Source organism: Pseudomonas sp. LBUM1659 (genome assembly GCF_059716045.1).
Genome location: NZ_CP166797.1, coordinates 3,104,053 through 3,131,017 on the forward strand (window position 1 = coordinate 3,104,053; position 26,965 = coordinate 3,131,017).

The 26,965-nt window shown below is 57.1% G+C and carries 20 protein-coding genes; 8 read left to right on the forward strand and 12 right to left on the reverse strand.

Features of this window, described 5'->3' with window-relative positions; translation table 11 throughout:
- Positions 1 to 185: 185 nt before the first annotated feature.
- The 5 genes from ACA048_RS14010 to ACA048_RS14030 all read right to left on the reverse strand — a co-directional run bounded on the left by ACA048_RS14010 (position 186) and on the right by ACA048_RS14030 (position 4,906).
- The gene (locus tag ACA048_RS14010) at positions 186 to 1,091 is read right to left on the reverse strand and encodes a helix-turn-helix domain-containing protein (RefSeq protein ID WP_497629668.1); all 906 of its coding nucleotides are present in this window, start codon (positions 1,089 to 1,091) and stop codon (positions 186 to 188) included.
- Positions 1,092 to 1,170: 79 nt separating this feature from the next.
- On the reverse strand, positions 1,171 to 2,052 hold the full coding sequence (locus ACA048_RS14015; RefSeq protein ID WP_497629670.1) for a phosphatidylinositol-specific phospholipase C domain-containing protein: 882 nt from the start codon (positions 2,050 to 2,052) through the stop codon (positions 1,171 to 1,173).
- 125 nt (positions 2,053 to 2,177) lie between these two features.
- Entirely contained in the window at positions 2,178 to 3,044 is an 867-nt protein-coding gene (locus tag ACA048_RS14020) for a phosphatidylinositol-specific phospholipase C domain-containing protein (protein ID WP_497629671.1), read from the reverse strand.
- Positions 3,045 to 3,162: 118 nt separating this feature from the next.
- Complete coding sequence (locus ACA048_RS14025; protein ID WP_497629672.1) at positions 3,163 to 4,488, reverse strand: glycosyltransferase; 1,326 nt, start codon at positions 4,486 to 4,488, stop codon at positions 3,163 to 3,165.
- 49 nt (positions 4,489 to 4,537) lie between these two features.
- On the reverse strand, positions 4,538 to 4,906 hold the full coding sequence (locus tag ACA048_RS14030; RefSeq protein ID WP_497629673.1) for a response regulator: 369 nt from the start codon (positions 4,904 to 4,906) through the stop codon (positions 4,538 to 4,540).
- A 261-nt stretch (positions 4,907 to 5,167) separates the two neighbouring features.
- On the opposite strand from ACA048_RS14030, the gene ACA048_RS14035 reads away from it, so the two are divergent.
- From ACA048_RS14035 to ACA048_RS14055, 5 genes are all read left to right on the forward strand, one after another.
- Positions 5,168 to 8,659 carry a response regulator gene (locus ACA048_RS14035; protein WP_497629674.1) on the forward strand — a complete coding sequence of 1,164 codons (3,492 nt, stop codon included), beginning with the start codon at positions 5,168 to 5,170 and terminating at the stop codon, positions 8,657 to 8,659.
- Entirely contained in the window at positions 8,659 to 9,492 is an 834-nt protein-coding gene (locus tag ACA048_RS14040; RefSeq protein WP_497629675.1) for a CheR family methyltransferase, read from the forward strand. The genes ACA048_RS14035 and ACA048_RS14040 overlap by 1 nt, the downstream gene beginning before the upstream one ends.
- Positions 9,489 to 10,082: a chemotaxis protein CheB gene (locus ACA048_RS14045; protein ID WP_497629676.1), complete on the forward strand. Its 594-nt coding sequence runs from the start codon at positions 9,489 to 9,491 to the stop codon at positions 10,080 to 10,082. The genes ACA048_RS14040 and ACA048_RS14045 overlap by 4 nt, the downstream gene beginning before the upstream one ends.
- Complete coding sequence (locus ACA048_RS14050) at positions 10,076 to 11,257, forward strand: hybrid sensor histidine kinase/response regulator (RefSeq protein WP_497629677.1); 1,182 nt, start codon at positions 10,076 to 10,078, stop codon at positions 11,255 to 11,257. Before ACA048_RS14045 ends, ACA048_RS14050 begins: the two co-directional genes overlap by 7 nt.
- 77 nt (positions 11,258 to 11,334) lie before the next feature.
- A complete protein-coding gene (locus ACA048_RS14055) occupies positions 11,335 to 11,712 on the forward strand; it encodes a response regulator (protein WP_497629678.1) in 378 nt (125 codons plus the stop codon).
- A gap of 9 nt (positions 11,713 to 11,721) precedes the next feature.
- Here ACA048_RS14055 and ACA048_RS14060 read toward each other — a convergent pair whose 3' ends face one another.
- From ACA048_RS14060 to ACA048_RS14075, 4 genes are all read right to left on the reverse strand, one after another.
- On the reverse strand, positions 11,722 to 12,633 hold the full coding sequence (locus ACA048_RS14060; RefSeq protein WP_497629679.1) for a halovibrin HvnA: 912 nt from the start codon (positions 12,631 to 12,633) through the stop codon (positions 11,722 to 11,724).
- A 163-nt stretch (positions 12,634 to 12,796) separates the two neighbouring features.
- Positions 12,797 to 14,467 (reverse strand): ATP-binding protein, encoded by a 1,671-nt coding sequence (locus tag ACA048_RS14065; RefSeq protein WP_497629680.1) that lies wholly within the window; start codon positions 14,465 to 14,467, stop codon positions 12,797 to 12,799.
- Entirely contained in the window at positions 14,464 to 15,966 is a 1,503-nt protein-coding gene (locus tag ACA048_RS14070; protein ID WP_497629681.1) for an ATPase domain-containing protein, read from the reverse strand. The genes ACA048_RS14065 and ACA048_RS14070 overlap by 4 nt, the downstream gene beginning before the upstream one ends.
- Positions 15,967 to 16,080: 114 nt before the next feature.
- A complete protein-coding gene (locus tag ACA048_RS14075) occupies positions 16,081 to 17,136 on the reverse strand; it encodes a tetratricopeptide repeat protein (protein ID WP_497629682.1) in 1,056 nt (351 codons plus the stop codon).
- 184 nt (positions 17,137 to 17,320) lie between these two features.
- Here ACA048_RS14075 and ACA048_RS14080 point away from each other — a divergent pair, with 184 nt between their 5' ends.
- From ACA048_RS14080 to ACA048_RS14090, 3 genes are read left to right on the forward strand one after another with little or no spacing between them, the layout of a single operon-like run.
- Positions 17,321 to 19,456: an FUSC family protein gene (locus ACA048_RS14080; protein ID WP_497629683.1), complete on the forward strand. Its 2,136-nt coding sequence runs from the start codon at positions 17,321 to 17,323 to the stop codon at positions 19,454 to 19,456.
- Complete coding sequence (locus tag ACA048_RS14085) at positions 19,446 to 19,646, forward strand: DUF1656 domain-containing protein (protein ID WP_007949274.1); 201 nt, start codon at positions 19,446 to 19,448, stop codon at positions 19,644 to 19,646. The genes ACA048_RS14080 and ACA048_RS14085 overlap by 11 nt, the downstream gene beginning before the upstream one ends.
- 4 nt (positions 19,647 to 19,650) lie before the next feature.
- Positions 19,651 to 20,616 (forward strand): HlyD family secretion protein, encoded by a 966-nt coding sequence (locus ACA048_RS14090; RefSeq protein WP_497629685.1) that lies wholly within the window; start codon positions 19,651 to 19,653, stop codon positions 20,614 to 20,616.
- A gap of 208 nt (positions 20,617 to 20,824) precedes the next feature.
- Here ACA048_RS14090 and ACA048_RS14095 read toward each other — a convergent pair whose 3' ends face one another.
- Genes ACA048_RS14095 through mexE form a run of 3 tightly spaced genes read right to left on the reverse strand, consistent with a single transcriptional unit; the run spans position 20,825 to position 26,694 of the window.
- On the reverse strand, positions 20,825 to 22,246 hold the full coding sequence (locus ACA048_RS14095) for an efflux transporter outer membrane subunit (protein ID WP_497629686.1): 1,422 nt from the start codon (positions 22,244 to 22,246) through the stop codon (positions 20,825 to 20,827).
- Positions 22,243 to 25,425 (reverse strand): efflux RND transporter permease subunit, encoded by a 3,183-nt coding sequence (locus tag ACA048_RS14100; protein ID WP_497629687.1) that lies wholly within the window; start codon positions 25,423 to 25,425, stop codon positions 22,243 to 22,245. The genes ACA048_RS14095 and ACA048_RS14100 overlap by 4 nt, the downstream gene beginning before the upstream one ends.
- 15 nt (positions 25,426 to 25,440) lie before the next feature.
- Complete coding sequence (gene mexE / locus ACA048_RS14105) at positions 25,441 to 26,694, reverse strand: multidrug efflux RND transporter periplasmic adaptor subunit MexE (protein ID WP_497629688.1); 1,254 nt, start codon at positions 26,692 to 26,694, stop codon at positions 25,441 to 25,443.
- Positions 26,695 to 26,965 lie beyond the last annotated feature (271 nt).

Sequence of the window (26,965 nt, forward strand, 5' to 3'; positions counted from 1 at the left end):
GTTATTGTTTTTGTGTCTTCCGAGGCAGGAAGAATGTGCACTGATTACAGCCTTCAATTGAGAACGAGACAAATCATCCGTCGCACTTGAATCGATACTATTTTGCACTGGGTTGGAAGCCGATAGCTGCAGGGAAGGGCGTTTCAGCGGCGAGCGGCTATCGGATCCGTACATGTTTCGGGCGTTTAGCCCAGGTTTTGTTCCGTCAGGCGCTGCACCGCCAGCCGCCGGTAGTGCGACGGTGTCATGCCCTTGAGTTGCTGAAAACGCCGGTTGAAGTTGGAAATATTGTTGAAGCCTGACTCGAAGCACACGTCGGTCACCGGTTTGTCGCCATCGGCCAGCAGCTCACAGGATTTGCTGATGCGCAGACGATTGACGAACTCGATGAAGCAGCGCCCGGTGGCCTGCTTGAAGACGCGACTGAAGTAAGTCGGCTTCATGCCCAAATGCTCGGCGACTTCCTCGAGCGGCAGTTCCCGGGCGTAGTGGGCGAAGATGTAGTCCACGGCTCGGTTCGTGCGATCGATATTGTGCTCATCGGCCAATTGCGGCGTCGTTGCACCTGACAGCAATTGAAAGTCGTCGGAGGCCGCCAGCAGCTCAAGCAGAATGAAAAAATGCCCGAGGCGGGTCACCCCTTTGGTGTCGGCTATTCGCTGCATCAGCGTCATGGCCTGGCGGATGGTGCGTTTGCAACGAAACTCGATGCCGTACTGCGCGCGCTCCAGCAGTGGCGCAAGGGTCTTGAGCTCGGCGAACACCTGATGGCCGCTTTCGAATAACTCGTCGGTGAAGTTGACCAGCATGTCGCGCTTGGGCACCACTTCGTCTTCCTCGACCTGGCTGATCCAGTTGTGCGGCAGGTTGGGGCCAGTAAGGAATAACGTCTCCGGATAGAAGTTGCCGATGTAGTCGCCAATGAACACTTTGCCGGAGCTGGCGACGATCAGGTGCAGTTCGTATTCCTTATGAAAATGCCAGCGCACCAAAGGGCAGGGAAACCCGTGCTGGCGGTAAATGATGGACAACCCGTTGTGGTCATCCATTAATTCATAGGAGGGGTCGGTCACGCGGGCTGTTCGGGTCATGTCAGGATGCTTTTCTTGTTATCGCTACCGGATCATGCCCCTTTTGGCACCTGCGATGCCAGCCTGCAACGACTTTCGCTTATGCCGGCTGATGCAACCGGTGTCCATACACTGCCTTCATGCTGGTGGCACTCCAGCAATAGCGGACAATATCCGCCTCATCAAAGAAATCGGTGCTGATGATGCTGCATCGGGTAACCCAATCGCGGGTGGTGTGGAACCAGTCGTTGATTTGGTTTTTGATGTGTTGCGGGCCACCCAGCAGCGAGTAACAGGTCGCCGGCAACGACCAGAGAAAGGTCTCGTAAGGTGCTCCCGCGAGGGTGGTCTCGATGTGTGATTTCAGGTCGCTGGTATCGGTGAATGTCTTGCCGTTCCACTTATGAGGGATCTGCGGCCAGAAAAATTCACTGTCCAGTCCGGGTTTAGCCTGCGCCGCCAAGACGATGCGGCGCTGCGAACTGGAGCGTTTGAGCTGTTCTACGGTGCTGAATGCATCCGTAGAGCGGATCAGCCGCGACCCCAGCTGTCGCATCAACACATCGTTGAGTTGTAGGTAATCGAAAGGCCTGGATGCATCTCCCAACTGATGGAAGTCGAAGACGATGAACTCATCCGGATTCTGAGTGAGGAACGTCGTCACAGCGTCGATCAGTTCATCCAGAATGCGGTTGGACTGATAGCCGTTGTGATGAAAGTAGTAAACCGGTACTTGAGAGCCGGCAGTACAGCCGAGCCGGATATCGAATGCCCGTGCGCCGTTGGTCAGTTGCCAGGCAAATGAATCGTTCTGACACGTCGTCCAATTGCCGACCACGACCTCGTAGTTGGGTGCATTCTTGTCCATCCCGGCATTGTGCGTGCCGGGCCAGACAATATCGGTCAGCTTCAACCGGCCTATGTCCAGTACGTTGCTCATCCATTTCTGTTTGTCGAATGCAATTGTTGTGCTGCGGGTCATGAGGTTTCCTTGTCGTTGATTCGCCCCATCCGTGGGGAGACTTCATGACCCAGCGTAGAAGTGCCTGGCAGCATTGCCAGTCACGGAAACACTTGCACAAGAATAGCGATTTAGTGGCCCTGTAACTATGGATTCTTCCAGTTGGCTTTTGTCAGATTGATAGTTCTGCAGTAAGAAACTATTTTGGACTCGTCAATGAAGTCGACATTGATAATGCTGCACTTCTCTGCCCAGTTACTTTTCTCTGGGTCAAACCAGGAATCAAGTTGTTCGTGAATATCCACTGGGCCACCGAGAGCACTGTAACTGGTAGCGGAAAGGGACCATGGCGCCCAGGTTCCCGGCGGGTATCTCAGTACGTCAACAATGTGCTTTTCCAGTTCCGCGGTATTGGTAACGCCGCTGCCGGACCATTTGTGTTCTATCTGTTCTAAAAACACGTTTTTATCCAGTGCCCTGTGCCAAGGGGCCGCGACCAGAATTCGCTGCAGCGGACTGATTTTTTTCAGCTGGCCAAGGCTCATGGACAGGTTTTGGGGAGGGATGATGCGCTCACCGAGAAACCGCACCACCATGCTGTTGAAGTAAACGAAATCAAATTCGTCGCCGTGCAATTCATGAAAGTCCAGGATGATGAATTCGTTCGGGTTCTCTACAAGAAACTTACTCACGTCAGTTACAAGGTGTCCCAGGGTACGATCGTTGCGGTAGCCATTGTGATGAATGCGGAACTTCCCAAGCCCCGGTGCGTCGGCGTCGAAGGTCAAGCGAATGTCGAGCGCTCGAGCGCCGTGGTTCAACTGGGCATGAAACGATTCGTGTTGACAGGCCAGCCAGTGCGCGCCCGGAATCAGTGGCCATGAGGCTTTCCAGTCGCTACCGGCATTATGGGTGCCAGGCAACGTTAGTTGACTGAGCGACAATGTATCAATCGCCGGAGTAGTGGACATCCAGTTATTAAGTGCGTGGCTATTTTGAACAATACTGTCCATTCAATGCGTCCTTGCATAAGTTGTTGATCTGAATAAGTTGTGCCGAACATCAACTGATTGGGTTGATGTCCGGTCGGTTATTTATAGAGAGACTGTCCGGTATGGTCAACAAGCCCGGTTATTCAAAATGTTTATCGCCGACAAAACTTTGTGAGGGGTTGCGGTTCTTCGCTTCAATCCACTGGGCCATATATTGCGTACTTTTATGGTAGTGATGTCGCAACATGCTGCCTGTAAAATTGTTGCGTCTAAGTTGTGCCAGATGTTGTTGGCAGTGCACTAATTTTTCGATCAGCGCCGGACCATGTTCCGCCTGTCGATAACGATCGGCCAACAACGCCTTCCCCAGGGATTGGGCGTCAGTCCAAAGCGTTTCATCCTTGTACAGTCGTACCGCGCTATCGGCGAACGCCTGAGCTGTCTGGGTCACTGCGCCGGGCCACAGATGTTCGCCATGCATCGCTTCAGCGCCGATTGGTGTTGTGACCGTGGGCGTGCCGCACAGCATCGCGTCAACAATCTTGCCTTTGATACCTGCACCGAATCGCAGCGGTGCCAGGCAAATCCGCGCAGCGGACATGACTTGCAAGGCATCTTCAGCCCAGTTCATCACATGAAAGCCCTGAGCCGGGTTGTGCAGCGCGGTCGCCTTGGGCGGTGTGTAAGCGCCATAGATATGCAATTGCGCCGTGGGCAGTTGCTCACGTATCAGCGGCCAGACAGTCGTTTTCATCCAGAGCACCGCGTCCCAATTCGGCGCATGGCGAAAGTTACCGATACTCAAAAAGTGCGCGCGGTCTGCAAATGCTGTTGGCGGCGCACTCGGAATATCAACCATCAACGGGCACCAATGCAGCAAGTCGCGCGGAAGTTTGAACTGTTCGACCAGCAGCTCGATCTCCACTTCGGAAATCATCAGGTTCAAGTCGCACCGATACAGCGCGGCAATCTCGCGTTTGGCCAGGTCCGTATCAGCCATCAACGCGAACTCTTCACGCAACGCCGGGGCAAACAACTCGCTGAAGTCATGGGCGTCATCACGGTCTTTCAAGCGGTCTTTCAGTCGTTGATGCCGGGCATGACGCAGGCTTTGCAAATCCGACGTCTCAAGCACACGCAGCGCGTCGGGACAGTGTTTTTCGACGCGCCAGCCGAATTGTTCTTCCATCATGAACTGATCGAACAGCACGATATCGGGTGCCAGCTCACTGATAAACGCGTCGAAGCTGCTGTTGTTCAACTCGATTGCCACTTCACGAATACCCAGCGCCGTCAGGTCCGCCCGGTGTTCGCCGGTGCCGGCCGGGCTGCTGAAGGTAATGTCCCAGCCTTGCTGCAACAACGTATCGAGGATTTGCATCACATGCCCGCTGGCCGCTGAAGAACGCGGCTCGGGCCAGACGTAACCAATGACCAGGACTTTGGTTGCGCGGGGCTGACTCATTAACGGGTATTCCTTGGTGCGGGTAGTAGAGAAGAGTGAAACGAGGAACTCAGGCCTGGATTTCGAGCATGAACTTGACCTTGTCGCGCAACTGATCAATCGAGAACGGTTTGCCGATCACGTGCATACCAACAGGCACCTCAATGCTTTCGGCATAACCGCTGGCAAACAGGATCGGCAGTTCAGGGTGCAGCATCCGTGCCTGAACGGCCAGTTCTCGTCCGTCCATCACGGGTAAGCCCACATCAGTCATCATCAAATCGATGTGCTGGTCTTCGTCGTTGAGAAATTCCAGCGCCTTTTCGCTGCCATCTGCCTCAAGCACTTTGAACTCCAGTTCCTCCAGCACGTCAACGATCAGCATGCGCACAATGGCATCGTCTTCGACTACTAATATGATGGATGCGTCGGCGGACATAGTGGGAGCTCTCAAAGAATGAATTCAGGGTGCCGGTCAATAGAAATGCGGGGGCTCTTGCATGAGTAAGTGGCGGGCCCCGACAAGTTCCCAACGCTGCGCAAAAAAGAACAACGGTACACGGGTGGCAAGGATAACCGCTCCCTTTGCGCTCGCGCAGCTAAATGCAGGGATTTACCTTGATACACGGCAAAAAATTGGATCAATACGCCTTTTTTGGGGCAGACTCCATCATTTCGAACAGTTCGACAAGGCCTTCCCATGACCACTGCGTCTTCGGTTGATGAGCAACGATTCCGCAAACTCCTGAGCCGCAACGTCAGCCTGCCATTGGGTGTCGGCGTCTTCAGTGCGGTGTTTTTTGTCACGCTGATCACTTATCTGTTGTCGGTGATCCAGTGGGTCGAACACACCGACCGGGTGATCAATAACGCCAATGAGGCATCGAAGTTGACCGTCGATCTGGAAACCGGCATGCGCGGTTTCCTGCTGACCGGTGACGAACACTTTCTTGATCCCTACGAAACCGCCAAGCCAAGAATAACGGTCGCCCTCAACACCTTGCTCGAACTCACCGCTGACAATCCGGCGCAGACCGATCGTCTGCGTCGTCTGCAAGCGTTGCAGGCCGACTGGACGAACTACGCGCAATCGATGATCGATTTGCAGCGTACCAGCGGTGATTACCGCGCTGCGGTCAAGACCGGGCGCGGCAAGCGGCTGACCGATGAAATTCGCAAACAGTTCGAAGAATTGATCGACATGGAGCAGCAGTTGCGTGCCGCGCGCAACGACGATGTGCGCCGTACCACGATCTGGAGCATCGGCCTGTACCTGTTATTCGTCGCCGGTATCAGCGCCTTGCTGGCCTATATTGGCCGTCGCGACCTGCTCAATCTTTCGCAAGTCTATAGCGCCAACCTGGCTGCGCAGCAAGCCAGCGCCCGGCGTCTGGAACAACAAGCCTGGCTGCGCAATGGCCAGACCGAGCTGGCCGAGCAAGTGTTGGGGCAACTGAGCCTCAATTTATTGGGTCGCAACATTTTGCAGTTCTGCGCGCAGTACCTGGGCACCGCCGTCGCCGCCATTTATGTTCGCGAAGATCACGGTGGCCTCAAGCGCATTGCGTCTTACGGTTTCTCTCGTGAGCAGGAAGAACGCGACCAGCAGATTTACAGCGATGAAGGGATAGTCGGACAGGTCGCGAACCAGGCTCGCCTGATCCGTCTTGATGAAGTGCCGAGCGATTACTTCAAAGTCAGTTCCGGCCTCGGCGAAGGCCTGCCGCATAGCGTGCTCGTGGTGCCGACCAGTGATGAGGAGCGGGTCAATGGCGTGATCGAACTGGGTTTCTTGCGCCCGTTGAGTGATCGTGACATCGAGTTGCTTGAGTTGATTGCCGGCAACATCGGCACCTCGATCGAAGCCGCTCGTTATCGGCAACGTTTGCAGGAAGTGTTGGGTGAAACCCAGCAGCTCAACGAAGAGTTGCAAGTGCAACAAGAAGAGCTCAAGACCGCCAACGAAGAACTTGAAGAACAGTCGCGAATTCTCAAGGAGTCCCAGGCGCACCTGGAAACCCAGCAGGTAGAGCTGGAGCAGACCAACGAGCAACTCGCCGAGCAGGCGCAGATTCTGGCGGATCAACGCGATGCCATGGACCTGAAGAACACCGAGCTGAACCAGGCCCAGGTGCAACTTGAGGATCGCGCCCTGGAGTTGCAGCGCTCCAACAAGTACAAGTCCGAGTTTCTCGCCAACATGTCCCATGAACTGCGCACGCCGCTGAACAGTTCGTTGATCCTGGCCAAATTGCTCGCTGAAAATTCTCAGGAAAACCTCACTGCCGAACAGGTGAAGTTCGCCGAGTCGATCTATTCCGCCGGGAATGACTTGCTTAACCTGATCAACGACATTCTCGATATTTCCAAGGTCGAGGCCGGCAAGCTGGAGATGCGTCCCGAGAACGTCAGCGTCGAGCGTCTGGTAGACGGCTTGCGCGGGATGTTCGAGCCGATGGCAACTGACAAGAACCTCGCGTTGTACGTCGAGTCGCAACCCGGTTCGCCGAAGATGCTCTTCACCGACCGCCAGCGTCTGGAACAAGTGATCAAAAACCTGCTGTCGAACGCGGTGAAATTCACTGAGAAAGGCTCGGTCAGCCTGACCGTGGCGTTGCAGCCCAATGATGGCGTGGCCTTTATCATCCGCGACTCCGGGATCGGTATCGCCGAGGACCAGCAGGACAGTATTTTCGAAGCGTTCCGCCAAGCTGACGGCACCACCAATCGCCGTTACGGCGGCACCGGTCTGGGCTTGTCGATTTCTCGGGACCTGGTCGCGTTGCTCGGTGGTTCGATCAGCGTAACCAGTGAACCGGGGCAGGGCAGTGTGTTCACCCTGGTCTTGCCCCAGCAATACGTCGAGCCGGGCGATGAGCCTGTCGAACCCATGAAGGCTTCTCCCGTGGCGATCACCCACCGCGTGGCGCCGGCAGCGCTGGTGCCGCTGATTGCCGAGGTGGGTATTCCTCGCTTCAACGACGACCGCACCCAGGCGCCATTCACCACACGCTGCATTCTGGTGGTGGAAGATGAGCCCGACTTTGCGCACATCCTCTACGACCTTGCACACGAACTGGGCTATCAGTGCCTGGTCGCCCACGGTGCCGACGAAGGTTATGACCTGGCCAAGGAGTTTATTCCCGACGCCATTTTGCTGGACATGCGCCTGCCAGATCATTCCGGGCTGACCGTGTTGCAGCGCCTGAAGGAACACGCCGAAACCCGGCACATTCCGGTGCATGTCATTTCGGTGGAAGACCGGGTCGAAGCCGCGATGCACCTGGGCGCCATCGGTTACGCGGTCAAGCCGACTACTCGTGAAGAACTGAAGGATGTGTTCGCCCTTCTCGAAGCCAAGCTGACCCAGAAGGTCAAACGGGTGCTGCTGGTGGAAGATGACGACGTACAGCGCGACAGCATTGCCCGCCTGATCGGCGACGAAGACATCGAGATTACTGCCGTTGGCTTGGCTCAGGATGCCCTGGACCTGCTGCGCACGACGATTTTCGATTGCATGATCATCGACCTGAAACTTCCAGACATGCTCGGCAACGACTTGCTCAAGCGCATGTCCACGGAAGACATTTGCTCGTTCCCGCCGGTGATTGTCTACACCGGGCGCAACCTGACCCGCGATGAAGAGGCGGAGCTTCGCAAGTATTCACGCTCGATCATCATCAAGGGCGCGCGCTCTCCGGAGCGATTGCTGGATGAGGTCACACTCTTTCTGCACAAAGTCGAATCGAAGTTGTCCCATGAACGGCAGAGGATGCTCAAGACCGCGCGCAGCCGCGACAAGGTCTTCGAGGGTCGCAAGGTTCTGCTGGTGGATGACGATGTTCGCAACATTTTCGCCCTCACCAGTGCGCTGGAGCAAAAGGGCGCTGTCGTGGTCATTGGCCGCAATGGTCGTGAAGCGATTGAAAGACTGAATGAAGTCGAGGACATCGATCTGGTGTTGATGGACGTGATGATGCCGGAGATGGATGGCTTCGAAGCCACTATCGAGATCCGCAAGGACCCGCGCTGGCGCAAGCTGCCAATCATTGCAGTGACGGCCAAGGCCATGAAGGACGATCAGGAGCGCTGCTTGCAAGCCGGCTCCAACGATTACCTGGCCAAGCCCATCGACCTGGATCGCTTGTTCTCGCTGATTCGCGTGTGGTTACCGAAGATGGAACGCATTTAGTGGAACGCATTTATTCAGTGGAGCGAAATAGCGAAATCGAATTGCGCTTGTTGATCGAGGCGATTTACCTCAAGTACAGCTATGACTTTCGCGATTACTCCGGCGCTTCGATCAAGCGCCGGGTGAATCATGCGCTGGTTCAATTCGAGTGCAACACCATCTCGGCCCTGCAAGATAAGGTGCTGCACGATCCAGCTGCGTTCATGCAATTGCTGCAATTGCTGACGATCCCGGTCAGTGAAATGTTTCGCGACCCTTCGCACTTCCTCGCGATCCGCAAGGAAGTGGTGCCACTGCTCAAGACCTATCCATCGATCAAAATCTGGATCGCAGGTTGCAGCACGGGTGAAGAGGTCTATTCGATGGCGATTCTGCTGCGCGAAGAAGGCTTGCTCGACCGCACCATCATTTATGCCACCGACATCAACCCACGCTCGCTGGAAAAGGCCAAGCAGGGGATTTTCTCCATGGAAAATGTCCGGGCCTACACTTCTAACTATCAGAAGGCGGGTGGCCAGTGTTCATTCGCCGACTACTACACGGCTGCCTATGGTTACGCCATTTTCGACAGGAGCTTGTGTGAGAACGTGACGTTCGCCGATCACAGTCTGGCGACTGACAGTGTCTTCTCAGAGACTCAATTAATTTCGTGCCGTAATGTATTGATTTATTTCAATAAAAAACTTCAGGATCGCGCGTTCGGATTGTTCCATGAGTCCCTCTGTCATCGCGGGTTCCTGGTGCTGGGCAGTAAGGAAACACCGAATTTTTCGGCCTACGGCAACCAGTTCGAACCGCTAGTCAAACAAGAACGGATCTACCGAAAATCATGAGCGACGCTGCAGATGTTCCTTCAATCGAGGCTATCGTGATCGGCGCTTCGGCCGGCGGAGTGGAGGCGTTGCTCACTATCCTTGGTCCGCTGCGTGAAGGCTTCGCACTGCCGATCATTGTGGTGCTGCACCTGCCCGACGAGCGCCGCAGCTTGTTGGCCGAGGTGTTTGCGCGCCGGGTGTCGATGCCTGTACGGGAAGCGACCGATAAAACCCGGGTCGAAGCCGGGACGCTGTATTTCGCCACCCCCGGTTATCACTTGTCGGTGGAACAGGACCACAGCTTCTCGTTGAGCCTGGAAGACCGCGTGCATCATTCGCGACCTGCCATCGATTACCTGTTTGAATCCGCTGCCGATGCCTACGGGTCAGCCTTGGCCGCCGTGTTGCTGACCGGGGCCAATCGCGATGGTGCCCGTGGCCTTTCCCACGTTAAACGTCGCGGTGGCCTGACCATCGTGCAGGACCCGACTGAGGCGCAGGTCGCGACTATGCCTCAGGCAGCACTGGATATTCAGCAGCCTGACCATATTCTCACTGTCCGCGGCATCGGCCGTCTGCTTGTCGAGCTGGAACGAATAGCATGTTAAGTAACATCCAAGCCAAATTGCTGATCGTCGACGATCTGCCGGAGAACCTGTTGGCGCTCGAAGCGCTGATCAAGCGTGAAGACCGTATGGTCTACAAAGCCTTGTCCGCTGACGAAGCCTTGTCGCTGTTGTTGCAGCACGAATTCGCCCTGGCCATTCTCGATGTACAGATGCCGGGCATGAATGGTTTCGAGCTCGCCGAATTAATGCGCGGCACGGAAAAAACCAAGAACATCCCGATCGTGTTTGTCAGTGCAGCCGGTCGCGAGTTGAACTACGCATTCAAAGGCTACGAAAGCGGCGCGGTGGACTTCCTGCACAAGCCGCTGGACATCCATGCGGTGAAGAGCAAGGTCAACGTGTTCGTGGATCTGTATCGCCAGAGCAAGGCGATGAAGCATCAGGTTGAAGCGCTGGAGCAGAGCCGTCGCGAGCAAGAAGAGTTGCTTAAACAGCTGCAGCGCACTCAGCTGGAACTGGAGCAAGCGGTGCGCATGCGCGATGACTTCATGTCGATCGTTGCCCACGAAGTGCGCACGCCGCTCAATGGCCTGATCCTTGAAACCCAGTTGCGCAAGATGCACCTGGCCCGGGATAACGCATCGGCGTTCACGCTGGACAAGATGCACGCCATGGTCGACCGGGATGAGCGGCAGATCAAAAGCCTGATCCGCCTGATTGAAGACATGCTGGACGTGTCGCGTATCCGCACCGGCAAGCTGTCGATCCGGCCGACCCGATTTGATCTGGTGCAATTGGTCAGCAACCTGCTGCAAAACTTTGTCCCGCAGGTCGATGCCGCCGAGTCTTCAGTTACGCTGACGGCCGAGCAACCGGTGGTCGGCAACTGGGACGAATTCCGTATCGAGCAAGTGATTTCCAATCTGCTGACCAATGCGTTGCGCTATGGCGCCCACAGCCCGATCGACGTTCGCGTGTACAATCAGGACGGCCAGGCGCGCGTCGAGGTTCAGGATCGTGGTATCGGTATCGGCGAAGAGAACCAGAAACGTATTTTTCAGCAGTTTGAACGGGTTTCGGCCAAAACCGTGGTGGCGGGGTTGGGGCTGGGACTGTTTATTTCGGAACAGATTGTCGCTGCCCATGGCGGCACTATCACCGTCGAGAGCCGGATTGGCGAAGGCGCATTGTTTCGCGTTTGTCTGCCGCTGTAGGAAAACAGCCAGATAGACGCAACCTCTGATCGACCCTACGGTCGTATCAGCAGCTATTGACAGAACAAAGGCTTCCCATGAGTGAAGATGCGCAAGATGTAGTACTCATTGTCGAGGATGACCCCTCGATTTTGATGGTGTTGTCCGCTTACTTGTCGGGTGAAGGTTATCGGGTGCTGCAGGCCGAAAACGGCGAACAGGCCTTTGAAATACTGGCGAGTAAACCGCACCTGGACATGATGATCACCGACTTCCGCTTGCCCGGCGGGATTTCCGGCGTACAGGTCGCCGAGCCTGCGGTGAAGTTGCGACCGGAACTCAAGGTGATTTTTATCAGCGGTTATCCGCAGGAAATCCGAGAGACCGACAGCCCGATCACCAAAACCGCGCCGATCCTGGCCAAGCCGTTCGATCTGGATGAACTGCAAGAGCTCATGCAGCAAATGCTTTCCTGAGCCGATTTTTCACGGCGCTACTTGATCCCCCGGAAGGTACATGAAGGTCGCGTCGCTAGCGGGGGTAGTGGGTAATGTCATCTTGATAATTGGAACGACTTTTCCGCCAGTACTGGAATAAAAGTCCTTTTGATCATGCTGCGCACCGGCCAACCCACCAGGAAGGTAGTAAAAAGCCTCGATAGGTAGTTCCCGAGGAATGTTTTGTGGCCATGTGGCCATGATCAACTCGGAGTAATCGTAGCTACCGGCAAAATAGCCCCCAAGGTTATGGGCTCGAATCGATTGGTAGAACGAATCTGCGCCTAGATTATTCATTGAATCTCGCACATCGAAACTACACATGTTCCATCCGTTCTGATTTTTGTTGGCGATCCATTGTTCTGCCGTGGTTATGCCAATTGTCTGGCAGCGCCTACTGCGATCGGGCGCATAAGGATGAGCACCACAACCCGGTTTGTCTCTTATTTGTGTCGCACCGTCGATGGGGAATGCACACAGGATTTCGATCTGCCTTGTATCAGCGGGCTTCGACAGTACAGGGAAGAAAATAAAGCCGTTTTTTTGGCTGAACACCAGATTTTTGAACTTCGCATCCTGACTCAAAAATGTAAATGAAACACCTCCGCTGGCTTGGGAATGCGGACTGGGATTCCAGCTTCGGTAATTGTTGGATGGTACGGTCGAGCGCAAGATCACTCCTCGGCACAGGAACGCCGGCATCGAGGGTTTACCGCAGTTAATACGTACATCAAGATATCGGCGAGTTAATTCTGCTGCGACTTCCGCTCCGCCTGAAACTGAAGACAATGTAGAAAGAGAAGACGTATTGGTAGAGTTAGAAAAAGGTGTTTCATCTTGACGAGCCGTCTGGCAACTAGCCTGTGCCACGCAAAGCGCAAGAATAAGTAGTCGCTTCATTTCAGTGTCCCTTCAATAATTCGCGCAATGCCGGTTAAACGGCGATGAAGCATCGCGTCGTAGAAGGGATTAGAGAGCACCAAAGAACCATTGAATAGCTGTCAAACCTGACAGGTAGGCAGGTCTGAAACATTCAATTATTGTGTCAAGTGGCCCACCGTTTTCAGATTCTGATCATCTCCCGCACCTTGGCCGTCAGCAAGTCAAAGGTGAACGGCTTTGTGATCATCTGCATGCCAGGATCAAGGAAACCGCCGCGCACCGCCGCGTGTTCGGCGTATCCGGTGATGAACAACACCTTCAGATCAGGTCGGTATTGCCGGCCGATTTCCGCCAGTTGCCGGCCGTTCATCCCCGGCAGCCCGACATCGCTGATCAACAGATCGATCCGCTGCGCAGAGTCGAGAATCGGCACCGCACTGTCCGCATCGCCTGCCTCGACAAAGGCGTAACCCAACTCACTCAATACGGCACTGACCAGCACTCGAACCGCCGGGTCATCTTCGACAATCAGTACGGTTTCACCGTCCTGAGCGTGAGGGGCGTGCTGGATGTCGATCAGGCTTTCTTCGGCCAGACCCCCGCTGTAACGCGGTAGAAACAGCGTCACCGAAGTGCCGTGACCCACTTCGCTGTCGATTGTGACGTGACCGTGAGACTGCTTGCTGAACCCGTAAATCATCGACAACCCCAACCCTGTGCCCTGGCCGATCGGTTTGGTCGTAAAGAAGGGGTCAAAGGCCCGTCTGATCGTGCTTTCGGGCATGCCGCAGCCGGTGTCGGTCACGCGCAGCACGACGTAATCACCGGGCAGCAGATTGCCGTGCTCCGCAACGAATCCTGAATCCAGCTGCTGATTGGAGGTGTTGACGATCAGCGTGCCGCCTTCGGGCATCGCATCTCGGGCGTTTAGCACAAGGTTGAGCAGGGCGCTTTCCAGTTGGTTGGGGTCAGCCTCGGCGACCCAGAGGTCGTCACTCAACTGCATGTCCAGCTGAATACTTTCGTTGATGCTGCGCTGGAGCAGTTCGCCCATGGACACCACCAGCGTGTTCATCTCCACCGGTTTGGAATCCAGCGATTGGCGCCGCGAGAACGCCAGCAGGCGATGGGTCAGGCCCGCTGCGCGGTTAGCCGAGGTCACGCCCAAATCAATCAGCCCATCCAGGTCCTCGGTACGGCCTCGGGCCAAGCGTCGACGCAGCAGCTCCAGACTGCCGATAATGCCAGTCAGCATGTTATTGAAGTCATGGGCGATACCGCCGGTGAGTTGGCCGACCGCTTCCATTTTCTGCGACTGCCTCAGGGCTTCTTCGTTGTGTCGCAGTTGGGCGGTGCGCTCCTCGACCTGTTGTTCGAGGGTTTCCAGCGTATTTTGCAGTCGCAGTTCACTTTGGCTCAGATCGATCAATCGGTCCCGGGCCTCATACTGTCGTCGCCGTCCGCGCAACGCGGTGGTGACGAGGCTGATCAAGGTCACCGGATGAAACGGGCGCTCAAGGAAGGTCACATTACCCAGTTGCGGGCCGAGTCGAGAAGCAGGGTTCTGCTCGGGCCCGCCGTGGTGGGTCAGCAAAACGATCGGCAGGTCGGACCAGGCCGGTTGTTGCTCGATAAGATGCAGAAGTGGGTCGAGTTCACAACCAATCAGCGCTTCCGAAGCAATCACCAGCATTCCGGCACCTTGCACCAGCTCACTGCACAGCGAGCTCAGATCCCGGGTCACAATGCCTTCGAATCCCGCTTCGTTGAGCATCATCAGCGCAATCTGGCTGTCGCGTCCCAGCGGCGCGAGAATGATCGCGCGCTCGGACACCGCCTCAATAATACTCACCGGATATCTTCCTGAAGCAGCGGCTGGCTGGCGCCCAGATAAGTCGGCACGCCGCGTAATACGCCCTGGAATGCATCCAATGGCTCACCAATCGTCATGCCCCGAGTCCCGATGCGGTATTCGCGGATGGTCGACTCATGGCTGCCGGTGCGTTTTTTGATGATCGAGATCGCCCGTCGAACCTTGCCGAGGGCTTCGAAGTAGCGCAACAGAATCACCGTGTCAGCCAGATACGTAATATCGACTGGCGCTTGCATGTCACCGACCAGCCCATGCTGGGCGACCGTCATGAATGTCGCAGCGCCTCGCCGATTGAGGTACAGCAGCAACTCGTGCATGTGCAGTACCAGCGCGTTTTCTTCGGGCATCGCGGCCTGATAGCCGTTGATGCTGTCGATGACCACGGTTTTGATATTACCTTCATCGACGCAGCGGCGAACCCGATGAGAAAACTCACCGGGCGACAACTCGGCCGCATCCACTTGTTCAATCATTAAATTACCGGTGTCTTGCAGCGCCTGCAGGTCGATGCCCATGTTTTTCATGCGTTCAAACAACAGCCCCAGTTCTTCATCGAAGATGAACAGCGCGGCTTTTTCACCACGGGCCACGGCGGCCGCGGCGAAGATCATCGAGATCAGCGATTTACCGGTACCGGCCGGACCCAGAATCAACGTGCTGGAACCCGTCTCGATACCACCGCCTAGCAGGGCGTCCATTTCCTTGATGCTGCTGGTCAACTGTTGGCGGACATAACCGCCGCGATGTTCGGCCGCCACCAGGCGTGGGAACACATGCACGCCGTCGCCCATGATGGTGAAGTCATGAAAACCGCCGCGATATTTTTGGCCGCGGTACTTCACCACGCGAATGCGTCGACGTTCGGCGCCATAGTTGGGCGTCAGTTCTTCGAGGCGAATCACGCCGTGCGCGACGCTGTGTACGGTTTTATCCAGGGATTCGGTGGTCAGGTCATCCAGCAACAGCACGGTGGCGTCGTAACGCACAAAATAGTGTTTGATCGCCAGAATCTGTCGACGATAACGCAGCGAGCTCTGGGCCAGCAGGCGGATTTCGGACAGGCTGTCGAGCACCACGCGGGTGGGTTTGATCCGCTCAACCACTTCGAAAATCTGCTTGGTGGCTTCGCCCAGCTCAAGGTCCGAGGAGTACAACAGGCTTTGCTGGTGTTCTGCATTGAGTAGGCTTTCCGGCGGGGTCAGCTCGAAGATATGGATGTTCTCATCCAACTCCCAGCCGTGGGACAGTGCGCCTTGACGCAGCTCACGCTCAGTTTCTGACAGCGTGATGTACAACGAGCGTTCGCCAGCGCGGGCGCCGGCCAACAGAAAATGCAACGCGACGGTGGTTTTGCCGGTTCCGGGTTCGCCCTCCAGCAAAAATACATGTCCGCGGGACAAGCCACCGGCCAGGATGTCATCCAGACCTTCGATGCCGGTGGCGGCTTTTGCACTGAACAACTCGTTTGATGTAAACAAAAAAAACCCTCTCATGACTAGGGAAAGCGAGGCAGCAGGCTTGAGGTGCCTGTATGGACTGCCTGATCACTTGACCCTTGGCCGTGACGACGGTTCAACACAATTTCGTTGTGATTAAAGCCCTTGCTGCAACGCGGGGTCGTCCGGATTGAGCTGTTCCAGCTGCGCCAGCAGAATCTGTACGTTCTGCAACTGTCCGCTTTCTTTCCAGTAGTTGATCAGCAGCACGCGCGCCTTGCGGTCGGCAGGGTGGCGCTGGACGATTTCCTGTAATTGCTTTTGCGCAGCTTCCAGCTCCTGCTCAAGGTGCAAGGTGGTCGCCAGGTCATAGCGATAGTCCTTGTTGTCGGGCTCCAGCTCCACCGCTTTGGAAAGGCCGAGCAAGGCAAACTCACTTTGCCCGTGGTGCAGCAACCAAAGCCCCAGGGCATGTTGCAGGTAGGCCGAGTCGGGTTGCGCTTTCAATTGTTTCGCCAGCAACTGGCGTGCGGCATCGCTCTGGCCTTGCCGGTCGAGTACATCAATCTGCATCACCAAGGCCGGCAGATTGCCTGGGTCCAGCTGTAATGTGCGTTCCAGCGCCTCCTGTGCCTTTTTCAATTCGGCGTTGTGCAGGTGCAGGCGCGCTAGTTGGTATTGGTTTTGGGCACTGGGCGGTTGACTGTCAAGGGCGAACTCCCAGGCATCGATGGCTTGCTCCAACGGCCCGAAATACAACCCCAGATCATCCGGCGACAGCCCCAGCAGTGCGTTGACGGCTACAAATCGCACGTTTTCTACGTCGTCATCGAGCATCGGGCCAATCAATAGGCTGCGTTGCCCGGAGGAGACTAGACCACTGATGCTTTTGATCGCGGCGATCCGCACGTTTTCATTGGGATGTTGCAGGTCCGCGTCCGCCAGTTTCAGGGCCTGCGGGCTTGGGTAGTTGGGCAGTTCGGCATGCAGCCAGATGCGACGCTTGGCCGACAGATCCGGGCGGCCCAATTGCTGGTAAAGCACCCGTGCAGCCCCCGGTTGACCGGCACGGGTCTGAGTCAACGCTTCGCTGTAACCACGTTTGATTGCTTCGGGCACCTCAGGCGTCGTGCTGCGCAGGAATAACCAGGCAATAGTGATGGCAAACAGCACACAGAGACTGATGAGCAAGTAGCGGCGGGACTGGGGCATGCAGGAATCCAGGAGCTGGCAAGCTTTTGCAAAGTCCGTCAGCTTCGGTCAGGCCGGGCTGTGAGTCAAACCCTGACGTGCCTCTATATCGACGATTTTGCCTACAGGTTCCGTCGACATTGAAACCTGTCGAGGCCGTGACGCAGTGACTACGCTTGCTAGAGATGACTCGAAGAGTGCTCCCATGCAACCGCTGCTTCAATACTTCAAGGCCATACTCAATCCCGGGCAAGGGGTGTTGCTGTTTGCCTTGAGAACCATCGTGGCCGGGCTGCTGACCCTATACCTGGCGTTTCTGTTCGACCTCGATCAACCCAAATGGTCGATCATGGCGGTAGTCATCGTCAGCCAGCCACTGGCCGGGATGGCACTGGCCCGCAGTTTCGGCCAGGTCATCGGCACCACCCTGGGTGCTGCCGCGGCGGTGTTGATCATGGCGATCTTCCCCCAGGCGCCGCTGCCTTTCATCATCACCCTGGCACTGTGGCTGGCGTTGTGCACCGCCGGTGGCACCTTGTTGCGCTACACCAGTTCCCAGGCCTTTGTGCTCAGCGGCTACACGGCCGTAGTGGTGGCGCTATTGGCCGTACCTGATCAGGACGGCACTTTCCTGCTGGCCGTTACGCGCGTGACCGAGACGCTTCTGGCGGTGGCTTGCGTCTGCGTTGTCAGCCTTCTGACCGCGCGTCCGGAAGCCGTGGCCCGAAACTACTTCACCAAGATTGATCACGTGATCAAGTTACTGGCGACACACGCCGCTGCCGTCATTCGAACCGAAGAAAGCGACGCCGATTTTCAACGCAGGCAAATGCAGCTGTTGGGCGAAATCAGCGCCCTGGAAGGGTTGCGGCGGCATCTTTACTTCGATGCGCCACGGTTACGCAGTGCCAATAGTCTGGTCCAGTTGCTGGGAAACCAATTGGTGTTGCTGACATCACGGTTAATGGCGCTGCGCCATCAGCGTGAACTGCTGACCGAGCGCTGGAAAGGTGATTTACCCCTGGAGATACAGCGTTTGCGCGCTGAAGAACTGGCATTTCTCGATGAGCTGGCCCAAAAGGGCCGCTCGCTATCGGCCGATGCACGCCAGCATTTTTCGGCATTGCAGCAGCGTTTCGATGATCAGGCTTACAAGGCTGAACAACTGACCGAAACCATGCCGGCCACGCTGCGTTCGCTAGCCTGGGCCCTTCGCTGGGAGCAAGCGCGGTTATTACAGCAACTGGAGCAGATTCTGGAGTTGAGTGATGCCATTCAGGAAGGACGCCAGGCCAGCAGCGTGTTTCGGGGACAGGAGAATCCGCTGCATCTGGATTTCACCCTGGCAGCGATGAACGCCATTCGGGCCTTTACCGCGTTTGTGGTCGCCGGACTGATCTGGATCGAGACGGGCTGGGATGGTGCACGCGGCGGGATGGTTCTGGTAGGGATTCTTTGTTCGCTGATGGCAACGTTCCCCAGACCGCTACTGGCTGCGCAAAGCTATGCAAGGGGCCTGGGCCTGGCGTTGCTGGTGTCGGCGCTTTACCAATTCATGCTGGTGCCAATGATCAGTGATTTCGAGCTTATGGCATTGCTGTTGGCGCCGTTGCTGTACGCGGTCGCGGTAGGGCTAGCCACGCCGGCTACCACCGGCACAGGCATCGGTCTCGGGTTGTCGACCTTTCTGTTGTTGGGGCCGCAAAACGTCGGTATCGGCCAGAACAGTGCGATTCAGTGGTTCGAGTTCGCCGGCGCGTATATCAGCGCAACGGTCCTGGCATTGAGTGTCTTCGCCTTGATCTTCCCGTTCAGGCCCGCTTTGCGGATTCGCCGGCTATTCAAGGAAAACGCTGAGCAGGTCTACGCTTTGATGAAGATGCCAGCCACCGATGAACAGCAATTTGCCTTTGAAAGCCGCATGGTCGATCGACTGACCATGATGTTGGGACTGTTGCCGGCGACCAGCGACAAATCTTCCGGCGAGTTGTTTCAGGTCAGCCTCGGGTGCATGGCCCTGGGCGTTGCGTTGAACCAGCTCAGGCAGCAGGGGCAGGGCAACACCCTGTTGAGTTCAGAGCAAAAGCGCCGGTTGTTGGCGGCTGTCCGGGACTGCGGAAGATGGGTTGCCGGGCGCCCCGGGGTAGACATCAACCGGCTGCTGGAGGATTTGCACACCCTGGGCGACGAGCTGGACGATCTGCACCTGGAGGTTCACGAGCACCTGTGGTCGGTGTTCCGGATGCGCGTGGCGCTGCTGATCGTGGAGTCGTTCATACAGCGATACCGCGAGTACTTTCAATCTGCAGACGAAGCGGGAGTGCCGGCCCTTGCCCATTGATTTTGAACTGGGTGGCGTGTACTTGCCGCCAATCGCTCAAGCGTTGCTATTGGCGCTGCCGATCTTTCTGGCGCTGGACTGGGGCCTGCGCCGCCTCGGTGTGCTGCGTTTTGTCTGGCATGAAGCGTTATTCGAGGGCGCGCTGTATGCCTGCGTGTGCGCAACGCTGATTCTGGTAATGGGAGCCTGATGCCTTGAAGAACATCCTTCCCCGACTCGCAACACTGGGCGTTGTAGTGCTGGCCTTCATTCTTGGCTGGTTTGCCTGGGAGCATTACACCCGGGCCCCCTGGACCCGGGATGCACGGGTGCGCGCTGATGTGGTGACGTTGTCTGCCGATGTCTCGGGGCGCATCGTCAGGCTGGCTGTTCAAGACAACCAGCATGTTGAGAAAGGCCAGTTACTGCTGGAAATCGACCCGGCTCGTTACACCCTGGCAGTGGAACACTCCAAACGCTCAGTGGAAGTGGCGAAAGGTTCGCTGGGGCAGTCGCAGGCGGCGATTACCGCCAGCGAATCGCTGCTCAGGCAGCGACAGAGCGAGGAGCATCGGCGGCGTACGCTGAAGGAACGCTCGGCCATCTCTGGCGAAGAGTGGGAAAAAGCCAACACGGAGGTGACCGTGGCTGAGGCCGATCTACTGCGTAACCAGGCCAATTTGATTTTGGCGCAGGCCAATGTGCAACTGGCCATCGCTGCATTGAGCCAGTCCGAACTGAACTTGCAACGTACTCGGGTCGAATCGCCCGTCACCGGTTTTGTCACCAACCTGCTGACCCGTCAGGGGGACTATGCCACTGTCGGAGGCCCACTGTTGGCACTGGTGGACAGCCAGTCGTTTTATGTCAGCGGGTATTTTGAAGAGACCAAGTTGCCGCGAATCGCAGAGGGCGACCGGGTCAACATCGAATTGATGAGCGGCGAAGCCTTCGGCGGCACTGTGCAAAGCATCGCCTTTGCTATCGCCGACCGCGACAACCTTCCCGGTGGGCGCTTGCTGGCCAGCATCAACCCTAGCTACACCTGGGTCAAACTTGCACAACGGGTGCCGGTACGGATTCAGATTGACGCCGACTATGCCGACAAAAACCTCCTGCGCGCCGGGACAACGGCCACCGTAACCGTGCTGGAAAACCGCAACGAAAAGGCAACCCACTAACCCCTGTAGGAGTGAGCCTGCTCGCGATGGCGTAGTTTCAGGCAATGCATTTGCCGACTGATACACCGCTTCGCGAGCAGGCTCAGTCCTACAGGGGCCGGCAGTGGTCCCGAGAATCAGCAGACCAAAAAAAGCCCCGCGACCGAATGAGGCGCAGGGCTAAAAATTTTGGTTGGTTGCGGCCAACCAAAGGAGCGTTTTAAAAAGCTTACTTGCTGGCGACGGTCTCGGGTTGCCAGCCACCGCCCAGGGCTTTGTAAATCGCGACAATGCCGCTATACAGATCGGTTTCAGCCTGGGCCTGGGTATCTTCTGCCGCCAGTCGCTCGCGTTGAGCATCCAGCAGGACGAGGAAGTCCGCCGTGCCTTCGCGGTATCGAACTTCGGCCAGGTCGGCGGCGGCGCGGCTCGATTCACTCTGACGAATCAGTGAGATCAACCGTTGCTGCCGTTTGCCGTAATCGCTGAACGCGTTTTCCGACTCTTCCAGCGCCAACAGCACTTGCTGCTCGTAACTTGCCAGCGCGCCTTCGGCATCCGCATCGGTAGCGCGTATACGGGCCTTGACACTGCCCAGGTCAAACGCCGCCCAAGTGATGGCTGGGCTCAGTACCCACGCGTTGGCCGCCGAGGAACCGATTTGCGAGCCGCGACCGGCGGTGAAACCCAGGAAGCCGCTGAGGCTGACCCGAGGGAACAAATCAGCCGTGGCCACGCCGATACGAGCGGTGGCGGAAGCCAGTTTGCGTTCGGCGCTGAGGATGTCCGGTCGACGTTGCAGCAGTTCACCCGGATCGCCAATCGGCAGCGCTTTAGCGATTGCCGGCAAGTTCTTGGGACTCAGGTCGACGGTCAGTTTCTCCGGGCGCTCGCCCAACAGGGTGGCGATGCGATTTTTCTGCCGTGCCTGTTCGGCCTGCAATTGCGGCACGCTGGCTTCGACGGACGCCAGACGTGCATCGGCGCGCTCCACATCCAGCTGATCGCCGACGCCGGCATCCCGCAGACTGATGGTTATCTTGCGCGACTCCTGCTGATTGTTCAGGTTGGCCAAGGCGATTTTTTCACGCAGTTGCGCACCACGGAGTTGACCGTAGGAATCCACCAGTTCGGCAATCATGGTGACTTGCAGTTGGTAAAAATCAGCCTCGATAGCCTGCTGTTCAGCGTTGGCTGATTCCAGGTTGCGCTGGATGCGGCCAAACAGGTCGACCTCCCACGCCATGTCCAGGCCAAGGTCGTAACGTTCGCTGTTGACCTGGTCGGTGGTCTGCCCCGGGACTTGCCCATTGCCCAGGTCACTGCTGACCCGGCTGGTGATGGTCGGCATGGCGTCATTGCTGACGTCATCACGAATCGCCCGAGCGGCTTTCCAGCGCGCGAAAGCTACGCGCAAATCACGGTTGCCTTGCAGCGATTGAGTCACCAACTGGTTAAGGGTCGGGTCTTCGAATTGCTGCCACCAGATGCCCTCGAAATGCGAACGGTCGAAGTTTTTCTGACCGGCAGCGCCATCGGTAGCGGCGGTAATGTGGGCCGGTTCGGTCGCTGGGGTCTTGTAGTCCGGGCCGACGGTACAGGCGCTCAGGGCCAGTACCAGCAGGCTCGGCAGAAACGCTTTCAAACTCATTGTTGCGCCTCCAGTTTCAGGGCCTTGGCCGCTTTGCGCTTTTCACCGCGCTCCACAAAGTTACGAATCAATACGTAGAACACAGGCGTCAGCAACAGACCGAAGAAGGTCACCCCGAGCATCCCGGAGAACACTGCCACACCCATGGCGTGACGCATTTCGGCACCGGCACCGCTGGAGAACACCAGAGGCACAACACCCATGATGAACGCGAAGGAGGTCATCAGGATCGGACGCAGACGCAGACGGCAAGCTTCCAACACAGCGGCGAGCGGGCTGAGGCCTTCGTCCTGCTGTTTGTCCTTGGCAAACTCGACAATCAGGATCGCGTTCTTACACGCAAGTCCCACCAGTACGATCAGGCCGATCTGGGTGAAGATGTTGTTGTCACCACCCGAAGCAATCACACCGGTAATGGCCGACAGCAACGTCATCGGTACGATCAGGATCACCGCCAATGGCAGGCTCCAGCTTTCGTACTGAGCCGCGAGTACCAGGAACGCCAGCAGTACGCAAAGCGGGAACACGAACAACGCCGTGTTGCCGGACAGAATCTGCTGGTAGGTCAGGTCGGTCCATTCGTAGGTCATGCCGTTCGGAAGTTCATCCTTGAGCAGTTTCTCAATGGCTTTTTCGGCCTGTCCAGAGCTGTAGCCCGGGGCTGCTGCACCGTTGATTTCAGCGGTGATGAAGCCGTTGTAGTGCATCACGCGGTCCGGCCCCGAGGTGTCGCTGACCTTGATGAAGGTCGCTAGCGGGATCATCTCGCCTTTGTTGTTGCGTACTTTCAGCTGACCGATCTGGTCCGGTTCAAGACGGAATTGTTGTTCAGCCTGAACGTTGACCTGATAGGTACGACCGAAGCGGTTGAAGTCGTTGGCATACAGCGAACCCAGGTAGATCTGCAGGGTGTCGAATATGTCGCTGACGGCCACGCCGTGGGTCTTGGCTTTTTCCCGGTCGATGGCGGCATCGACCTGTGGCACGTTCACGGTGTAGCTGGTGAACAGGCCGGCCAGTTCCGGCACGTTGTGGCTTTTGTTGATGATGTTCATGGTTTCTTTGTACAGCTCGTCGTAGCCCAGGTTGCCCCGGTCTTCGATTTGCAGACGGAAACCACCGATGGTGCCCAGGCCCTGTACCGGCGGCGGCGGGAAGATCGCCATGTAGGCTTCTTGAATCCCGGCGAACTGACCGTTCAAGGCGCCGGCAATCGCACCGGCGGACATGCTCGGGTCCTTGCGCTCGTCGAACGGTTTCAGGGTCACGAACACGATGCCGGCGTTAGGACTGTTGGTGAAACCGTTGATCGACAGGCCAGGGAAGGCCACCGCACTTTCTACGCCAGGCTGTTTCAGGGCCAGGTCGGACATGCGTTTGATCACGTCTTCGGTACGGTCCAGGCTCGCCGCATCCGGCAGTTGAGCGAAGGCCACCAGGTATTGCTTGTCCTGGCCGGGAACAAAACCGGTCGGGGTGTTGGCAAAACCGAAGAAGGTCAGCACCATCAAGCCTGCGTACAGGAGCAAGGCGATCCCGCTGCTGCGGATAACCCGGCCCACGGTGCGGACGTAACCATGGCTGGCCTTGTCAAAAAAACGGTTGAACGGGCGGAACAACCAGCCACCGAAGATCTTGTCGAGGACCTTGGAGAAACGGTCTTTCGGCGCGTCATGACTTTTCAGCAAGACGGCAGCCAGTGCTGGCGACAGGGTCAGCGAGTTGAACGCCGAGATCACGGTCGAGATCGCAATGGTCAACGCGAATTGCTTGTAGAACTGGCCAGTCAGACCCGAAATGAACGCCGCCGGGATAAACACCGCGCACAGCACCAGCGCTGTGGCGATGATCGGGCCGGTCACTTCACGCATGGCACGCTTGGTCGCTTCGACCGGCGTCAGCCCCAGCCCAATATTTCGCTCGACGTTCTCCACCACCACGATGGCGTCATCCACCACGATACCGATGGCGAGTACCAGACCAAATAGCGACAAGGCGTTCAGCGAGAAACCGAACAGGTGCATCACGGCAAACGTACCGATCAGCGAAACCGGCACCGCCACCAACGGAATGATCGAGGCACGCCAGGTCTGCAGGAACAGGATCACCACCAGCACCACGAGAATCAGTGCTTCAAAGAGGGTGTGAACCACCGCCTCGATGGAACCGCGCACGAAAATCGTCGGGTCATAGACGATGCTGAAATCCATGCCTTCCGGGAAGTTCTTCTTCAGCTCGGCCATCTTCGCTCGAACTTCGTTGGAGATTTCGATGGCGTTGGAACCCGGACGCTGGAAGATCGGAATCGCCACCGCCGGTTGGTTGTTGAGCAAGGAGCGCAGGGCGTATTGGCTGGAACCGAGTTCGACGCGGGCAATGTCTTTCAGGCGAGTGATTTCGCCGTTATCGCCGGAGCGAATGATGATGTTCTCGAACTCTTCTTCAGAAACCAGACGACCTTGAGTGTTGACCGAGAGCTGGAAAGCGGTGGCATTTGGCGCAGGCGGCGCGCCCAGTGCACCGGCAGCCACCTGACGGTTTTGTTCACGGATCGCGCTCACCACATCGGTGGCGGTCAGGTTGCGTGAAGCGGTCTTGTTCGGATCGAGCCACACCCGCAGCGAGTAATCGCCCATGCCGAACAATTGCACGTCACCGACACCGCCCAGGCGCGCCAGCTCATCCTTGATGTTGAGCAGGGCGTAGTTGGACAGGTACAGCATGTCGTAGCGTTTGTCCGGTGAGGTCAAGTGCACAACCATGGTCAGGTCGGGCGAAGCTTTGTCGACGGTGATACCGATGCGCGTCACTTCTTCAGGAAGTTTGGGCTCGGTGCGAGTCACGCGGTTCTGCACCTGCACCTGTGCGTTGTCCAGGTCGGTGCCCAGCGCGAAGGTAATAGTCAGGGTGATCTTGCCGTCAGCGGTGGACTGCGAGGACATGTACAGCATGTTCTCGACGCCAGTGATGGCTTGCTCCAAAGGAGCGGCCACGGTTTCACCGATGACTTTAGGGTTGGCGCCCGGGAAGTTGGCTCGGACCACAACGGTCGGCGGCACGACTTCCGGGTATTCGCTGATCGGCAACTGGAACAGCGAGATGGCGCCGGCGATCAGGATCAGCAGCGACAGCACCGCTGCAAAGATCGGCCGTGAAATAAAGAATTGGGAAAAATTCATCGGAGTCGTTATCCCTTATCCGCGTGGAGTCGCAGCAGCCAGTTTCACAACCGAACCCGGCGCGACCCTGGCAGGTGCGACTTGGGGCAAGTTGCTGGCTTCCAGCGCTTGTCGTTGTTGCGCCAGAGCCGCGAGGGTCTGTTCGCTGGCCATCGGGATCACTTCAGGAGTGACCGGCGAGCCAGGGCGTACCCGTTGCAGCCCCTTGACGATGACGGTGTCATCCTTGTTCAGGCCGTTGCGCACGATGCGCAAGCCTTCAATCTTCGGCCCCAGCTCGACGGCGCGGTATGCCGTTTTGTTGTCGGCATCCATGACCAGTACGAATTTTTTACCCAAATCAGTGCCGACCGCTTCATCATTGATCAGCACGGCGGAATAGGTGCCGCTCCCAACCAGTTTCAGGCGCGCATAAAGACCCGGGGTGTAGCTGCCATCAGCGTTGTCGAATACCGCACGACCGCGAATGGTGCCGGTTTTCGGGTTCACCTGGTTGTCGATGAAGTTCATCACGCCCTGGTGCGGGTTGCCGTCTTCGTCAGACAGGCCCATGTAAACCGGGGTGGTGGCACCGCGTTTGCCCTGGCGGGCGAGTTGGGTGTACTTGAGGAATACGCGCTCGTCAGCGTCGAAGTAGGCGTAAACCTTATCGGTGGACACGACGCTGGTCAGTGGCGTGGTATCGGCGGTCACCAGGTTGCCGGCGGTAATTTCCGCACGGCTGACGCGACCGCTGATTGGCGCGGTGACGCGGGTGAAGCTCAGGTTCAGTTTGGCCAGGTCCAGTTGCGCCTGAAGGGCACCGACGGCGGCACGGGCTTCTTGAGCTGCACTGGTGCGCGAGTCGGCCAGTTCTGCGGAGATCGCGTTGCTGGTGCGCAGACGTTCACCGCGCTGGGCTTCGTTTTCACTGCGGGTTGCGTTGGCGCGGGACTGGGCAACCAGGGCTTCGAGGCGGCGGACCTCTGCCTGGAATGGACGCGGGTCTATCTGGAACAGCAAATCGCCTTTCTTGACCAGTGCGCCTTCAGTGAACGCCACTTCATCAATCTGCCCGGAGACCCGCGGACGAATTTCTACCGTTTCCGGGGCTTCCAGGCGCCCGGTGAATTCGTCCCACTCGTTGATCGGTTGTTCCAGCACCTTGGCGACGCTGACTTTGGCCGCAGGCATGGTCGCGGCTGACTCCGGAGCCTTGCCGCAGGCGCTCATCACCAGCACGGCCAACAGGGCCAACGGGAAACGCAAATGTTTGAGAGATTGTTCCATGGATGCATCCGCCAATGTATTGAGAATGGACGGATGATGAGCGGCGAGGGTGTATGTCACGAATCGAATGAAGCGAAGGTAACTATCATTCGGAATGATAGGAGGGCTGGGCAAGCTCTCTAGCATGCACCTTTGGCTGATCAGTGATCAATTGAATTGATGACAATTCAGTGTTGCTGTGACTGCAAAGGTCGGGCGTGAAATCGAGTCGAGGCCATCGCGGGCAAGCCACGCTCCCACAGGGAAATGCATTCCAATGCAGGAGCGGCGG

Bases quoted from the DNA above. Each gene is read 5' to 3' on its own strand.
- ACA048_RS14035 (WP_497629674.1), top strand. From the start codon at position 5,168: ATGACCACTGCGTCTTCGGTTGATGAGCAACGATTCCGCAAACTCCTG.
- ACA048_RS14095 (WP_497629686.1), bottom strand. From the start codon at position 22,246: ATGAGTTTGAAAGCGTTTCTGCCGAGCCTGCTGGTACTGGCCCTGAGC.
- ACA048_RS14060 (WP_497629679.1), bottom strand. From the start codon at position 12,633: ATGAAGCGACTACTTATTCTTGCGCTTTGCGTGGCACAGGCTAGTTGC.
- ACA048_RS14025 (WP_497629672.1), bottom strand. From the start codon at position 4,488: ATGAGTCAGCCCCGCGCAACCAAAGTCCTGGTCATTGGTTACGTCTGG.
- ACA048_RS14015 (WP_497629670.1), bottom strand. From the start codon at position 2,052: ATGACCCGCAGCACAACAATTGCATTCGACAAACAGAAATGGATGAGC.
- ACA048_RS14030 (WP_497629673.1), bottom strand. From the start codon at position 4,906: ATGTCCGCCGACGCATCCATCATATTAGTAGTCGAAGACGATGCCATT.
- ACA048_RS14045 (WP_497629676.1), top strand. From the start codon at position 9,489: ATGAGCGACGCTGCAGATGTTCCTTCAATCGAGGCTATCGTGATCGGC.
- ACA048_RS14100 (WP_497629687.1), bottom strand. From the start codon at position 25,425: ATGAATTTTTCCCAATTCTTTATTTCACGGCCGATCTTTGCAGCGGTG.
- ACA048_RS14020 (WP_497629671.1), bottom strand. From the start codon at position 3,044: ATGGACAGTATTGTTCAAAATAGCCACGCACTTAATAACTGGATGTCC.
- ACA048_RS14055 (WP_497629678.1), top strand. From the start codon at position 11,335: ATGAGTGAAGATGCGCAAGATGTAGTACTCATTGTCGAGGATGACCCC.
- ACA048_RS14075 (WP_497629682.1), bottom strand. From the start codon at position 17,136: ATGCCCCAGTCCCGCCGCTACTTGCTCATCAGTCTCTGTGTGCTGTTT.
- ACA048_RS14010 (WP_497629668.1), bottom strand. From the start codon at position 1,091: ATGACCCGAACAGCCCGCGTGACCGACCCCTCCTATGAATTAATGGAT.
- mexE (WP_497629688.1), bottom strand. From the start codon at position 26,694: ATGGAACAATCTCTCAAACATTTGCGTTTCCCGTTGGCCCTGTTGGCC.
- ACA048_RS14080 (WP_497629683.1), top strand. From the start codon at position 17,321: ATGCAACCGCTGCTTCAATACTTCAAGGCCATACTCAATCCCGGGCAA.
- ACA048_RS14050 (WP_497629677.1), top strand. From the start codon at position 10,076: ATGTTAAGTAACATCCAAGCCAAATTGCTGATCGTCGACGATCTGCCG.